Source organism: Sulfitobacter sp. F26204, assembly GCF_026410305.1.
In the GTDB taxonomy this organism is placed as follows: domain Bacteria; phylum Pseudomonadota; class Alphaproteobacteria; order Rhodobacterales; family Rhodobacteraceae; genus Sulfitobacter.
In genome coordinates, this window is sequence record NZ_JAPMLQ010000014.1 from 33045 (window position 1) to 47470 (window position 14426).

Genomic DNA, 14426 nt, shown 5'->3' on the forward strand with positions numbered 1-14426 from the left:
AAATCAATGCGATTCCTAGGCCACCCAATTCACCCAATGCTGGTTCACTTCCCAATCGTGTTTTGGCTGAGTGGATCAGTTTTGGACATTCTGTTCTGGTTGAATTGGGTGGCTAATTCAAAGCTCGCAATATGGTGCCTAGGATTAGGTTCAGCCTCTGGAGCACTTGCCGTTGTTCTCGGATTTGTGGACATGCTAAAGCTTGAAGAGCGGTTCGTGAAAATCGCAAACCTGCACGCCGCTCTCATGTGTTCCGCTTGGCTCCTATTTTTGGCTAGTTTTTTTATACGATTTCAAGATATCGCCAACCGAAATGAGTTAACGATCTGGATTCTAACTTTGAACTTGGCTGGAACCTTTACCTTGGTTGCAGGCGGCGTAAAGGGTGGAGAATTAGTCCACAAACATGGTGTTACCCTGAAACCAAACTGCATACAACCGAACCCCGATCGACCAGATAATACTTGATCCCATCGCAAAACCAATCAGATAAAACGTCGAATGAGCAACTATAGTTTTAGGCGGGCTAAGCTGCCTTTCCTGGTGGGATCAGCTCATCGCGTTGGCGATTGTGACATTGGTTTGAGCGACCTTCGTAATACGATCGGCACAATACTGTGCTCGCGATGCGGCCCTTCGATTTCCCGCTACTCATCTTGTGGACTTTGAATGCTTAATCAACGTCGACTTGTCCAACCACGACATATTAACTCAGATGTCAAGTTGATACCTTGCTACCTTGGAACAACTTTCTGCGGCAGGGATACGAGACCATGAATGCGGATGACAAACTGTTTTGTGCATTTCTCATGATGAGCCACAGCCGGGTTTGATGAGGGTGGTTAACGATTAGGGTCGGTCTTGGCGCCGGACGGACGGGTTGTGGCCCGGGGTCGCTATCAGCCCGCACAAATGGATGATCCGTTTGCCTACTGCGAGATGGATGCGTTGCGCACGAACAGATTAGTTGCGGGACAAAATAGCCATTCGCCGCAGGCTCGCCAATGTCTGCTTGGAACAAGCCCGGCAAGAAGCCGGAGCCCGTGTCCGTCGTCAGAGTATTTCGGAATGCTGAGGGGATTTCGTAACGGAGGCTCTGGTTCAGTTTCTGTTTGAGTTTAGGCGGCAGCGGATTGGTGCTGCAACCGGCGTTTTTTGATTGTCTTTTTCTTGATCTCCTCTCGCATTTTCAGGATCTTTGCACCGCGGCCGTTGTAGACATCGTCACTTGCACTACAAGATCAATACTGCTGCCTGCCAGTGCTAAGAGCGATTTGATATGCCCTAATGCATTGCGCACTTCGTCCTGGGGTGTATCACCGCGAAAGATGCCAGCATCCGGATCATGTGGAGCGCTGTGGCCAGACACATAAACCATGCCCCCTGCCCTGCAGACCCGGCTGAAAGGACGTGAGCTGCCAGGTTCGGGTTGTTCAAAAAGCTCAATGATATGTGACATTCTAGCTAATATCCTGTTCTCCTAAGCCTATCTAAAGCAACGGTCGTTTCAAAGCACACGCGGCATCGAAGCAATCAACTGTTTTGCGTAGTCGCTCTTAGGGTCTTGGAATAGAATCCGGGAATCCTCAAACTCCTTGGCCTCGCCCAGATACATAACCAAGATATCATCGCAGAAAAACTCTGCTACAGACAGATCGTGACCTACAAAGATAAAGCTCAACCCTTTCTGTTCTTGCAGATCCAGAAGCAAGTTTAGAATCTGGGCCTGGACGCTTACATCCAGTGCCGATACCGGTTCATCCAAAACCAGCACACGCGGTTCCATCAACAATGCGCGCGCGATGCCAATACGCTGACGTTGTCCACCTGACAGCTCCATTGGCCGACGCTCAAGATAATCATGCGGCAAGTCAACGGATGTCATCGACGCCGTGATCCGGTCCCTAAATTCGCTGGCATCAATAGACCCGCGCAGGACCAAAGGTTCGATCAGGGTTTGTTCGATTGTCAACCTTGGGTCAAGCGCACCAGCGCTGTCTTGAAATACCGGTTGAACTTGCTGGCGGAACGGTTTCAGCGCCTTGCCGCGTAGCGCCGAAATGTCCTGCCCGTCAAAGAGAACTTGCCCTGCGTCGGCGTCGATCATCCGCAATGCAATGCGGGCAAGCGTGGATTTCCCAGACCCGCTTTCTCCGATAACACCAATCGTTTTACCCTTTTCCAGGTTCAGCGAAATATCCTGAACGGCATGGGTTTCCGACAGCGTCTGCCCGAAAACTCCGCGTTTGTGAAAGGTTTTGGAAACATTGCGCAGCTCAAACATCAGACCATCCTTCGGGTAACAACTCCGCAATGGTGGGCAAGCGTTCCCCACGCATTCCCGGACGAGGCCGCGCTTTTAGCAGCGCTTCGGTATAGGGGTGGGCCTTCTCATGGATCTGGTCAACGGGCACATGCTGGATCAACTCTCCATGATACATGACGGCGACTTCTGAACAAATTTCCGCAACCACGCCCAAATCATGGGTGATCAGGATCAAGCCCATGCCGCGGGCTTCGATCACATCATTCATCACCCGCAAAACCGCGGCTTGAGTGGTGACATCCAGCGCCGTGGTCGGTTCATCCGCGATCAATAACTCGGGGTTACCAATCAGTGCCGCCGCGATCATCACACGTTGGCGCATGCCGCCGCTGTATTCATGCGGATAATGCCGCAAACGCGATTTTGCATCGGTGATTTCAACTTCATCCAGCCGGTCCACTGCCGCTTTGGTCGCATCCGCCTTCGACGCGCCGGGATGGGCGGACAGATAGGCCCGAGTCAGATGGGTGCCGATCGTGTGAACAGGTGAAAATGCGCCCATCGGGTCTTGGTGAACGAAGCCGATCCGGCTGCCGCGAACACCGGCCATCGCCATATCATTATCCCAATGAAGCGCAGTGCCATCAAACAACACCTCGCCCGAACACCGAGCAAAATCAGGCAGCAGGCCCAAAGTTGCAAGCCCAAGCGTGGATTTACCAGACCCGCTTTCGCCTACGATCCCCATACGAGTGCCCCGGTATAGTGAAAGCGAAATACCTTTAATCGCTGTAACGGCCCCAAAGCCAACCTCGAGGTTTTTGATATCCAGTAAGCCTGACATCACGCCCCCCCTTTCGCCAGTCGCGGATCAATCGAAGCGGCGACAATATCCACGATCAAATTGGTGACGATGTAAATCACCGCCGACAGCAGGATGAACACCTGCACAACCGCATAATCCTGTTGCAACACACCTTGTGTCACCAACATGCCCGCACCCGGCCAGTTGTAAACGCGTTCAACCAGAACCGACCCCGCAAGCAACTGTCCGAAAATCAACCCCGAGGCAGTCAGCATCGGAATAATTGCATTCGGCAACAGTGTTGCGACCATAACCCGCAAACGGCTTTGTCCATGCGCGCGGGCCACAAGCGCAAATGGAGCGCCTGAAACATCCTCAAGGTTTGCACGCAGCAGACGGTACAAAAAACCGAATGGCAAAAGCCCAAGCGCAAGTGCAGGAAGGAACAGATGATGCAATGCCGTTGCAAAGGTCTTCAGATCGCCATGCAACAGCGCATCAACGGTATACATACCCGTCGGTCCGGCAGGAGGTGTGACTGTTGCCGGCAAACGCCCGGCCGGGCCGGGGAACAGGCCTGTCATCTCAAAGCCAACAATTAACAACACCAGACCGAACCAGAACTGCGGCACACCAAGCGCAAGCACACCAAGGGCTTTGGGGACACCATCACTGATTGGCCCCTTTCGGTGTGCACCCCAAAGGGCCAACACCAACGCGCTGACAAAAGCCATGCAGAACGCATACAGACCCAGTTCAAGCGTCGCGGGAAACCGCTGCCCAAGCAGGCTTCGAACCGGTTCACCCAGCGCATAGCTGCGCCCCCAATCCCCTGTGAAAAAGTCACGAATATAAACATAGAACTGCGTCAAAATGGATTGGTCCAGCCCCATTTCGCTGCGCAAAGCGGCAACCGCCTCATCTGTTGCAAAAGCCCCCAGTGTTAGACGCGCGGCGTCACCAGGCGCCAGTCGCAGGGCGACAAAAGCCACCAAAGCCGCACCCAAAAGGGCAATGAAAGACGAAACAAGACGCGATAAGATTAGGCTGGTCATGAATTTCCGCCTCCCAAAACTTTGCTAAGGCGATCCGCCAAAAGATTGGTGCCAACCACCGCAATAAGAATGCCAAGACCCGGAAAGATCGTCAGCCACCACTGACCCGTCAGGGCATATTGCATCCCCTCGGTAATCATCACACCCCATTCAGGTGTTGGAACCTCGGCGCCAAGGCCGACAAAACCTAGACCCGCCAGCGTGATAATCGCATAGCCGAACACTGACGCACATTGCACAAGCATTGTTGTCGCGGCATGTGGCACTATGTGCCAGCGCAAGGTGAACCAAGGGGTCCCACCCATTGCTTCAGAGGCTTCGATAAACGGAAAGGACCGGATACGCATGACTTCGGACCGCATCAGGCGGGCAAAGAAGGGAACGGTAGAAACAACAACCCCCAAAACTGCCGCCCAAAGCCCGCCGCCCAGCCCGATGGCGACCGCCATCGCCAACAAAATCGGCGGGAATGCGGCGATACTGTCCATCACCCGCATTAAAACGGTATCAACAAGTCCCCCGACACGGGCAGAAATCAGACCGATCAGCGCACCGGGGACCAACCCCGCGATCATTACGACGGCACCGACAAGCAATGATAAGCGTCCGCCAGCCAGAAACCGCGCCAGCACATCCCGACCCGTTGCATCGGTTCCCATCGGGTGATCCAGGGACGGGGCCGCAAGAAAGGCGGTAAAGTCCATTTCAAGCGGATCAATCCGCCACAGCAAGGGACCCAGAAAGACGGCCAGCGCCAGCACGCCCAAGATAGCGAAAGGCAAGAATAGATGGCGCAAGGGGTAATCCTTTAGTTCGGGGATGAAAAGGTGTCAGGACGCAGAACACGCCCCGACGAAACATGGGATCAACGACCCCAGTTTTGCAGATCAAACGGGCCGTCCTGGGCAAAGTCCCATCTGGTCACATCCTTGTCCAAAACAGCTGTGAATACATCTGCATAGACAGGGATCCGCGGTGCATCTTCGATCCACATCGTTGCAATCGCGTTCCACTTGTCCTGTCGATCCGCCATGTTTGGTATCGCAACCGCTTCACCGAACAATGCTTCGGCATCCGCGTTACAATAGTTCGACTGGTTATATGGTGACTGACAGAACATGTCATAGCTCAGCAACCAAGCCGGATCCGCAATCGACGGGCCGTCAAAACGCACAATTGCTGTGGTTTTTTCCGGTGTCGTTGTCACTTCGACATAGGCCGATGCACTTAGCTTGCTGATCTTGGCATCCACACCCAAAGGTTTCCACGCACCTTGCAGGATTGTCGCGATCTGTTCCTGTTCGGCATTGCCTTCCATGATCGTCAACTCAAGCGCAACAGGGCCGGTCACACCGGACGCGGCAAGCAGTGCTTGGGCTTTGTCCATATCAAACGCACGCGCCGCACCGTTTTCTTCGGTATAAGCCGAAAATTCCGGCGGGAACGGACCAAAGAAGCTGTCCGCATAACCAAAGGCAACAGATTGCTGGATCGCCTCATAAGGCACGGCATAGCTTAGCGCCTGACGGAATGTTGCGTTATCAAACGGCGCAACATTGTTAGGCAGGCCAACAATCATGAAACGCGGGCTTGGAACCTCGACCACGTTCAGTTCATTGCTCAGTTGGTTTACCATCTGCTTGGGCAGGCCAAGCGTGACATCAGCTGCACCGTTACGGGCCTGCAACAGCAATGCTGACGGATCAGAGATAAAGTTCACAACCACTTCACTTTCCAACGGCGCATCACCCCAATAGTTAGGGTTCGCGTGATAAACAGCTTTCACACCCGGCTGATATTCTGCCAGCACATAGGCGCCCGAAGGGGCGGCGTGGTTTGCCATCCAGTCATTACCGCCATTGGTGTCCGCAACAGCAACATCAACAATAGACAGGTTTGGCTGCGTCAATGAGTGGATCAACAAGGGCTGCGGCGCAGCCAAAGTGATGGTTACAACATTGCCTTCAGCTGTAATGGACTGTGTGTTTCCGAAGCTGCCTGCCTCCATGTAGTAGGTGCCACAGGCACCCGAGGACAACGCACGGTTCAGTGACGCGGCAACAGCGGCACCGTTAAGCGCGTTGCCACTGGCAAATTTCGCGCCTTCACGGATGTTGAAAGTATAGATCAGACCATCTTCGCTGACGCTCCAGCTTTCCGCCAGCGCCGCGACGATCTTGCTGTCATCCTCGGCTGTGACGGTTACGCCTTCAGGGCCTTCATAGGTTTTGCGGGCATAGGTTACCAGCGGTGAGTAAAGTGGCGCGACATAACCGTTGCCCACGATATCACACGCGAAGGCGGGATCCATCGTGCTGGGTGGTTGGCTGGCATTCACGACAAACGGATCAGCCATCGCAACACTACCCATTAAGGACATTGCCAAGGTTAATGTGTATTTCATTTCTTCCTCCCTAGGTTGGTGTGCTAAATGCGGTATCAGGCCTCTTTCCGCATTTCAGCACGCATCTGATCTGTCGCCTCTTGGTTGGCGGCATGACCATTCTTGTCGGCGACAACGCCGTACTTCTTGGCCGCTGCTTCGGCAGTAATATAGTTGTTGTGGATGTCTGATAGCACCTCATCGACAGGGCGATCCGTTGGCACCCCCCAGCCGCCGCCGCCGCCGCGCAAAAACTCAATTGCGGCACCTGCCTTCAGGCGGTGGTTATAAACCACTTCGGTAACGGCTGTGCTGCCATCTTCGTCTGAAAGTGTCAGCGCATTTGGTGGGCCGTTATCGGCACCACAGAACCCGCGTGTCGGGTGGCGTACTCCAGCCAACATGGCATTGGTGATGTTGTCCGATAGGAATCGAATGCGTGTCGCCACGCCCGGCGCACCGCGCCAACGGCCTGCACCCGCGCTGTCACAGACATATTCATGCTGCTCGATGCGCATTGGATACTGCATTTCGTTCATTTCGATGCTGGGCAAAATAACCCCGGTCATCAATGGCGGGTAAAGCCCCCAACCATCGGTGCCATAGGCCGCACCAGCGCCACCAGTATATCCGTGGAAATTCAACGAAATCCAAGGCTTACCGTCTTCATACTTGCCCGACGTATAAGCCAACGGAAGTTTGTGACAGTTCACACCAACCCGTTTGGGCGCACATTGCGACAAAGCCAGCAAAGCAACTTCGGCAATTTCAGCCCCGCATATGCAGGTACAGTTTCCCACAGGTTTGGGGTTATGCGGATTAACCACAGTGCCTTCAGGCGCAATCACGCTGACAGGGTTTATATAGCCTTCGTTCACCGGAACATCTTCGTCGATACAGGACGCAATGGCGACAAACACGAAGCTTTCTGTGTTCGCCAAAGTCGAGTTCACGAACCCGTCCACTTGCGGTGCCGACCCAGTGAAATCAAACGTCACATCTGATCCGCGCACTTTCGCGGTGCATGCGACCTTGATGTCATGCGCACCCTGATAATCGTGGTCGATAAAGGTCTCGGCGTAATAATCGCCATCAGGCCAGCTTTCGATTTCAGCACGCACACGTTTTTCAGCGTATGAAATGTTGTCTTCGATCGCGTCACGCGTTTCGGTCAGACCAAAACGATCAACCATCCGGTCGATGTTTTTTTTGGCCGTCAAACAGGCGCCGTGCATGGCGTCCAGATCCCCGACCAGCCAATCCTGAACGCGGTTGTTGGCCAGAACCAGATCAAACACATCCTGACGACGTTCGCCTTTTTCATAAAGCTTGACGGGCGGAACAATCACACCATCCTGCCAAATATCGCGGCTGGCGGGGTTATAACCACCCGCAACAGGGCCGCCGCTGTCGGCAAAATGCGCCCGAACAACCGGGAAAAACACAGGCTTCCGGTCCGCGAACACGGGCAAAATCACCACGTGGTCGGGAATATGCGTGCCGCCATGAAACGGATCAGAGGCAAGGATCACATCACCGGGATGCAGGTCGTTGCGGAACACTTCCAACGCGGCCTGAACCGCCGAACAGATGGCATAAAGGTGCAATGTGCAACCCGGAGCCTGCGCAATAAGCCGCGCTTTGCCGTCTTGGAAATCAAAGATACCAGTGGTGAAATCATGCGCTTCGTTGAAAATCGGGCTGCGCGCCGTACGTGTCACGGTGGCCGACATTTCTTCGGCGGCGGTATCAAACGCACCACCAACGATGCGCGCGCGGATCATATCAGAGCTGTCCATCACGCATCTCCCTTTGGGTAAGTGAATGTGATTTTTGCACCGGCAGGCAATGTCAGAACGTTGGATCGTTCGCGCACTGTTGCGCCGGTAATTTCAGGGGCCAGTCCGCCGGGAACCACGATAGCTTCCTGGTTGTCGGCTGTAACCGTAAGTTCGGCAGTCACCCCGTTATCACCGATTTGGCGATGCCATAGGTTCACACGGCCTGCAGCTTCGGTTTCTTCCGCGCTAATAATGCGACGGCGACCCGATGCCGCGTCAGAACCCGCACACCCTTCGAATGTCGAAAAGCCGGGCGAAAGCGCGATGGGTTGCGTGACTGGGCCAGACCCAATTTCGTCAAACAATATGACCATCGGTGGTGCAGGGTTAAACGCAGCAATCGTGCCGGTTGCCTGTGCCAATGCCGCTGACAAAGCAGGCGCCACAACCCGCCAGCCACAAGACAGAGCGGCTGGGAATGCTGCATTAACCGTGCTGCCTTCGGGGGCGGTGATTTTAACCGCATCAAGAATCCCCTGTGACATCCCCGCGTCTCCGATAACCTCAGACAAAAGCTGCACCAGAACCACCGCCCGCGTCGTTGCAAGCGTCATGTTGTTGGCGTTCTCTTCGGATACCGGCATTCTGGAAAGGTCGACGTGAACCTGATCACCTGTCGTGATGGAAACACTAGCGTCTTCAACGGACGCCTTGCCGGATGTCAAACCTGCCAATGCCGTCTTTGCCCGCGCCGCGCCATATTCGATGCGTTGCGTTGCTGCGGCGTTGATCAGGTCCAGACCTTTGTTTTCAATCAGGCCAATAATCTGTTCGCCAATCCGCGTGGCAGTGACCATCGCTGTGGTCAGGTCACTGTCAAGCAGCGCGGTCGCACGGGTGTTACGCGTGATATAGTTGCGCACATCCTTTTGCGGGGCACCGGCCTTGACCAGCTTCACCGGGGTCAGACGTAGGGATTCCTGCCAGATTTCATGCGCATCAGGCTGGAACGGGCCGGGCACATTGCCCGCCAGATCCGCAACCGCAAAGCGCACGGCAGACAGGAACTTCAGATCGCCATCCCAGAAAACCGGAACAATAATCGTCAGAACCCCCGACCAGGTCCCTCCGCAATAGGGGTCACCCGTCAAAATGACGTCGCCCTCGGTCAGGTCAAACGCAAAGGCGTCCAGCGTGTATTCCGCCGTGGCCTGAATGGCGGCCAGATGCGAAGGTTCACCCTGATCTTGTGCAATAAGCTGACCGTCGCCATCCAGAATGGCGCAGGCATATTGGCCCTCTTCGATAACCTGTGGCGATCGGGACATCGCGGCAAAGCCAGCGGCACCTTCATGTGCCAACGCAGCAAAGCGGTTGCCCAGAATTTGTGCTGCTAAGGTCATCCGTGGCCACCATTTTCAATGATACAGTTGCCATAGGCATCGATCAGCGCCTCTTGGCCCGGACACACGATTATGGTCGTGCCCCAGCTTTCAATCGCGGCTGGACCGGACAAGAAATGACCCGCCTGCAGTTTCGCGCCGTCATAAACGGTCGATTCATGTGGGCCGTCTGCGAATGTGATCGGACGGGTGCCCTTGACCGCGCCGCTGGCATCTTCGTCGCCAAAGTCAGCACCGTTTACACGGGGTGGTTCGCGCAGACCCAGAACATCAACACGGATGGTCAACAGTTCAACCGGATGGGCCGTGTCTTTGTGCGCAAACAGTTTTTCGTGTTGATCGTGGAAGGCACGCAACGTCGCGTCAATATTAAGCGATGTCACACGACGTGTCCGCGTTTTCAACGGCACGGTAACTTCGTGAACTTCGCCTTCATAGCGCAGATCAAGACTGCGGCGCAGTTCGAAGTTTTGCGTGACGTTTTGCGATGCCAAACGTGCCCGTGCGGCCTTTTCCATTTCGTCGAATCGGGCGTTCAGATCGGCAAGATCAATCCCCTCCATCGAGGCGAAATAGGTTCGAGCATCCGAAACCTTAAGGTGGGCAACCGTATCTCCAAGGGCACAGAACACAGGGCCGGTGGCCGGAACAATCACGCTGGATATGCCTAGCAATTCCGCCTGACGACCTGCATGCAATGCACCCGCGCCGCCAGCAGCCACAAGGGCAAAATCACGTGGATCAAGACCACGGCGCGTTGTCACCAGATGCGACGCGTTTGCCATGTTGTTGTTCACAATCTCGCTGATCGCTTGCGCGGCTTCATCCACGCTTAGACCAAGCGGATCGGCCACATGCACCCGCACCGCTTCGCGGGATGCTTCCAGATCAAGGGTCATTTCACCACCTAGGAAGAAATCAGGGTTCAACAAACCAAGGATCAGGTTAACATCCGTTGTCGTCGGGCGGGTGCCGCCACGGCCATAACAGGCAGGACCAGGATAGGAACCGGCACTTTCAGGGCCGACACGCAATGCGCCACCATCGTCGATCCATGCGATTGATCCACCACCGGCGCCAACCGTGTGGATGTCCAACATCGGAAGAGCAATGCGATACCGCGCCAGCCAGCTTTCAGTTGTCATCACAGGGGTCAGGTTCTGGATCACCGAAATGTCGTAAGACGTGCCGCCCATATCGACAATCATCAGATCGTTGTATCCCGCCATCTCGCCAACCCAGCCGGTTGCCGTCACACCGCCAGCAGGACCGGACAGCAAGGTGCCAACCGCCTGTTTACCGGTTTCTTCAGCCGTCAACATACCGCCGTTGGATTGCATGATGAACAATTCACCCACAAAGTCCTTGGCGCGCAATTTCTTTTCCAAATGGCTGACGTAGCTTTGGATCAGTGGGCCAACATAGGCGTTCACAACGGTTGTCGAAACACGCTCGTATTCGCGAATTTCGGGCAGCACATCACATGACAGCGTCACATAAATCTCTGGTGCCATCTCGTTGATGATTTCCGCTGTGCGGCGCTCGTGTTCTGGCGAAATGAAGCTGAACAGGTAACAAACCGCGATCGCCTGTACGCCTTCTTCCTTCAGGAAGCTCACGGCCTTGCGAACCGCATCTTCATCCAACGGGATCAGAACCTCGGCGGCTTTGCTGACGCGTTCAGGGATACCAACACGCATGCGGCGCGGGCAGATTGCCTCAGGCGCTTCAAGGCGCGGGTTGAATGTGCTTTCTTTGTAAGAGCGCCGGAATTCCAGTTCGTCGCGGAAACCGTCTGTGGTCAGCAGGCCGACTTTGGCACCGCGATATTCCAGAAGGGCGTTGGTCGCAACAGTCGTGCCGTGCACAACAATACCGCAATCAGACAGCAGGCTTTCTGCTGTTTCGCCAACTTGTTCAGCAATTTTGCCGATGCCATTCAGAACACCGTCTGACTGGTCTTTCGTCGAAGGAGTCTTGGTCGTATGCAACGCCCCCGCCCCATCTGTCAGCACGATATCCGTGAACGTTCCACCCACATCGATGCCAAGACTCCACTTGTTCATAGTTCAGTAACCTCAAATTCACAGGACATTGCATTTGTGACTGTGCAGATACGCTTGCCGTCTTTGGCGATGCGCGCTGCTTTGTCAGAATCTAAATCGGGAAGCGACCAGGCGATACGAACGTGACCAACACGGTTCGGGGACCCTTCGCCCTTTGTGCCGGTCACTTCAGCGATTACCGTTGTTTTTGGTTCGCCACGTGCTTCTTGCACCATCTGGCAAGATTTACTGAAACATCCCGCCACCGCGGCAACCAGCAGATCAACCGGTGTTCCATTCAGCATCGCGCCGTCGAATTTCAAATCGCCATCTGCCGAAAGTTCGGCTCGGACGTGCCATTGCATCATGCCTATTCTCCCTTTGAAGCGACTATCGCGGCACAAGGGGACTGGCTCAATCGACCTGAGGGATGGGAAAATGATAAAAAAGTATAGTTTTTTGCAAGCCTAGTGCGCTGTCACAGCCAACCAACCTGAAGCGCGTGCTTCACGACGCTTTTCCGATTCGAGGCATCCGTTTTTCGACAAAGGTTGGCCACATGGAACTTGACTGTGGGAAGTGAGATGCCAAGCCTTAACCCTATGGCCTTATTTGATTGCCCTTCGGCCAGCAAAAGCAGGATCCGGTATTCTTGACGGGTCAGATCTTCTGGTTTTTGTGAACTTTGGTCACGAAGTACATGGCGAAGCTGTCGCCACAACTGGGGCTGCTTGCGCATCTCGGATCGAAAATCACGGCGATTTACGACATCTGCCATTTCGTGGCGTAGTTCATGCCAGAAGTTTGGAAGGTTTTCTGGGTTCGCAACTGTTATCGCACGTGTAACAAAAGCAGCGGCTTCTTTCTCGGACCTGCGGTTGATCGCATTTTTTGCGGCGAGAAGATTCAACGTGGCGGATCGCCGAACCGATGAGTTCGGCAACTTAAGGCAAGCCCGAAGCTTTGTTGCCAATGTTTCGGATTTTGGGGCTCGGTCGAGTGCGCTTCTCAAGCGGGCCAGCTCTGCTTCTTGGTCAAAACCTGACCTAAAGGAGGACAGAATCTCGTCGGCCTCTTGCCATCGGCCAAGCGCCTGAAGGGCACGGACTTCGTGGAATGAAATCAACTCATCAAAACGGTCAGAGCGCCACTGGCGTACCCTCCATCTTTTAACCCAAGAATAGGCCGCAGCAGGCGTTACGTGGCTTGCCAATGCGCGGCGCCCATAGCTGATGATTGGCTCAGCCACTGAAGGCCAAAGTTCGCCAAAGGGAATGCTGTCTTCTGCTGCCATTAGGTGTTCGATAAATGGTTTTTCGTCACCAGCTTCATATTGAACAATTAGCTGAAAACTGTGCAACAAAAGCGCGTCATTCTCAGTCGCCCCTGCGAAGTTATTCAGAGCACATTGTGCATCTTGGGTGGTGTCTTCGGCGGCGCGCACGTCGCCACGCCAAAGCTTTATGATAACCACATAAAGCAGGACATAGAATTCTATTCCCGGCTCGCCAGTTGCCCGATAGTGAAACAATGCCCGTTGCGCGGCTTGTTCTGCCTCTGCAACACGACCTTGTCGCATGAAAACGTCCAGCCCTGCATTATAAAAAATTGCCCGCATCCAAAACGCATCTTTCGGGATCGTGGACAGAGATGAAAACAGGTTCTCGATGGCTTTAGAGCTGATTTCCTCGTCGGCGTAGATTGCCTTCATGAACAGAACGCAGACCAATTCAGGCAGCGTATCCGAGTTGCACTCTTCAAGGGTTGGTATGGTGTGGTTATCAGCCAAAACCGCAACCAAACTATCGGCTTTGGCAAGATCACCAGACTTTAAAGCGTTCACAACCTGAAAAAGACCGATGATCAAATGATTGAGCAACAGGTCGTTAGGCAGTTGCTGTTCAATGGCGATGGCCAGATCCAACCCCTTTGAAATTGCGACAAATGGTCCGCCTTTCATCGAAAGCCATTCTTCCAGATCTTCGCTGTCACTGTATTTATCCGTACCTGCCACTTCACCTTCGGCAAGCACGGCTTTCAGCACTGCCAGAACGTCGGGCTTAAATCGCATCTGACCGTAAGGTTCGGACTCAATCAATGATCTGAAGGCCGGAAAGACGGCTGCGCGCTTCATGGCATCATTGTCACCATGCAGAATCGCCTCGTTTAGCAGTTGGAGTTGTTGCGAATTAAGACCCCGGACAAACGCTTGCGCAAAAGAAGTGTCTAAAGGTGGTAGCTTGTCGACAGGTGCTGGCAATGTGTCACTCATATTTTCTGCGGCCGATGGTGGCACGCAGTCTTTGCACTTCTGGTGTTGTGAATGCGAATTATACACAGCTGAAGCAGTCGGTGATACCGAATATAGCCAGCGGACTGCGCTCTCGCGCAGGCACGCTGACCAAACATATCAAAATCAGCACCGCTCGGCGCTAGACTTTCGCCAGCGGCAGCGGGCGGCCGGTCATGAGTTGGTCTACTTTCTCCACTATCCCGGCGCTGTCGATTCCGAAATGCCTGTACAATTCGCCAATCGTGCCGGTTTGACCAAAATGTTCGACTCCCAGAGGCACTGTGCGGTGGCCATGTACCCCACCCAGCCAGGCCAGCGTGACGGGATGGCCATCGATAACGGTCACCATCACCGCATTGCGCGGCACGTCCGCCAATAGTTTTTCGATATGGCTT

Annotated in this window: 12 protein-coding genes and 1 pseudogene; 1 reads left to right on the forward strand and 12 read right to left on the reverse strand. The window is 54.3% G+C overall.

Annotated elements, in window-relative coordinates; translation table 11 throughout:
* The first annotated feature begins 6 nt into the window (after positions 1–6).
* Entirely contained in the window at positions 7–468 is a 462-nt protein-coding gene (locus tag OS190_RS20620; RefSeq protein ID WP_416237428.1) for a DUF2231 domain-containing protein, read from the forward strand.
* A gap of 721 nt (positions 469–1189) precedes the next feature.
* Here OS190_RS20620 and OS190_RS20625 read toward each other — a convergent pair.
* The 12 genes and pseudogenes from OS190_RS20625 to OS190_RS19720 all read right to left on the reverse strand — a co-directional run.
* Entirely contained in the window at positions 1190–1459 is a 270-nt protein-coding gene (locus tag OS190_RS20625; RefSeq protein WP_416237429.1) for a RidA family protein, read from the reverse strand.
* Positions 1460–1507: 48 nt separating this feature from the next.
* Complete coding sequence (locus OS190_RS19670) at positions 1508–2284, reverse strand: ATP-binding cassette domain-containing protein (RefSeq protein ID WP_267160411.1); 777 nt, start codon at positions 2282–2284, stop codon at positions 1508–1510.
* Positions 2277–3110, reverse strand: coding sequence for an ABC transporter ATP-binding protein (locus tag OS190_RS19675; RefSeq protein WP_267160412.1), 834 nt, complete (start codon positions 3108–3110; stop codon positions 2277–2279). Before OS190_RS19675 ends, OS190_RS19670 begins: the two co-directional genes overlap by 8 nt.
* A complete protein-coding gene (locus OS190_RS19680; protein WP_267160413.1) occupies positions 3110–4126 on the reverse strand; it encodes an ABC transporter permease in 1017 nt (338 codons plus the stop codon). Before OS190_RS19680 ends, OS190_RS19675 begins: the two co-directional genes overlap by 1 nt.
* Positions 4123–4923 (reverse strand): ABC transporter permease, encoded by an 801-nt coding sequence (locus tag OS190_RS19685; RefSeq protein WP_267160414.1) that lies wholly within the window; start codon positions 4921–4923, stop codon positions 4123–4125. The genes OS190_RS19680 and OS190_RS19685 overlap by 4 nt, the downstream gene beginning before the upstream one ends.
* A 68-nt stretch (positions 4924–4991) precedes the next feature.
* Positions 4992–6530 carry an ABC transporter substrate-binding protein gene (locus OS190_RS19690; protein ID WP_267160415.1) on the reverse strand — a complete coding sequence of 513 codons (1539 nt, stop codon included), beginning with the start codon at positions 6528–6530 and terminating at the stop codon, positions 4992–4994.
* Positions 6531–6565: 35 nt separating this feature from the next.
* Positions 6566–8308, reverse strand: a complete 1743-nt coding sequence (locus OS190_RS19695) for a hydantoinase B/oxoprolinase family protein (RefSeq protein ID WP_267160416.1) — start codon at positions 8306–8308, stop codon at positions 6566–6568.
* Positions 8308–9693, reverse strand: a complete 1386-nt coding sequence (locus tag OS190_RS19700) for a hydantoinase B/oxoprolinase family protein (RefSeq protein ID WP_267160417.1) — start codon at positions 9691–9693, stop codon at positions 8308–8310. The genes OS190_RS19695 and OS190_RS19700 overlap by 1 nt, the downstream gene beginning before the upstream one ends.
* Positions 9690–11759 (reverse strand): hydantoinase/oxoprolinase family protein, encoded by a 2070-nt coding sequence (locus OS190_RS19705; protein ID WP_267160418.1) that lies wholly within the window; start codon positions 11757–11759, stop codon positions 9690–9692. The genes OS190_RS19700 and OS190_RS19705 overlap by 4 nt, the downstream gene beginning before the upstream one ends.
* A complete protein-coding gene (locus OS190_RS19710; protein ID WP_267160419.1) occupies positions 11756–12106 on the reverse strand; it encodes an OsmC family protein in 351 nt (116 codons plus the stop codon). Before OS190_RS19710 ends, OS190_RS19705 begins: the two co-directional genes overlap by 4 nt.
* 110 nt (positions 12107–12216) lie before the next feature.
* Positions 12217–13872 carry a helix-turn-helix transcriptional regulator gene (locus tag OS190_RS19715; RefSeq protein ID WP_267160420.1) on the reverse strand — a complete coding sequence of 552 codons (1656 nt, stop codon included), beginning with the start codon at positions 13870–13872 and terminating at the stop codon, positions 12217–12219.
* Positions 13873–14170: 298 nt separating this feature from the next.
* A pseudogene (locus OS190_RS19720) lies at positions 14171–14426 on the reverse strand (transketolase); the annotation flags it as partial.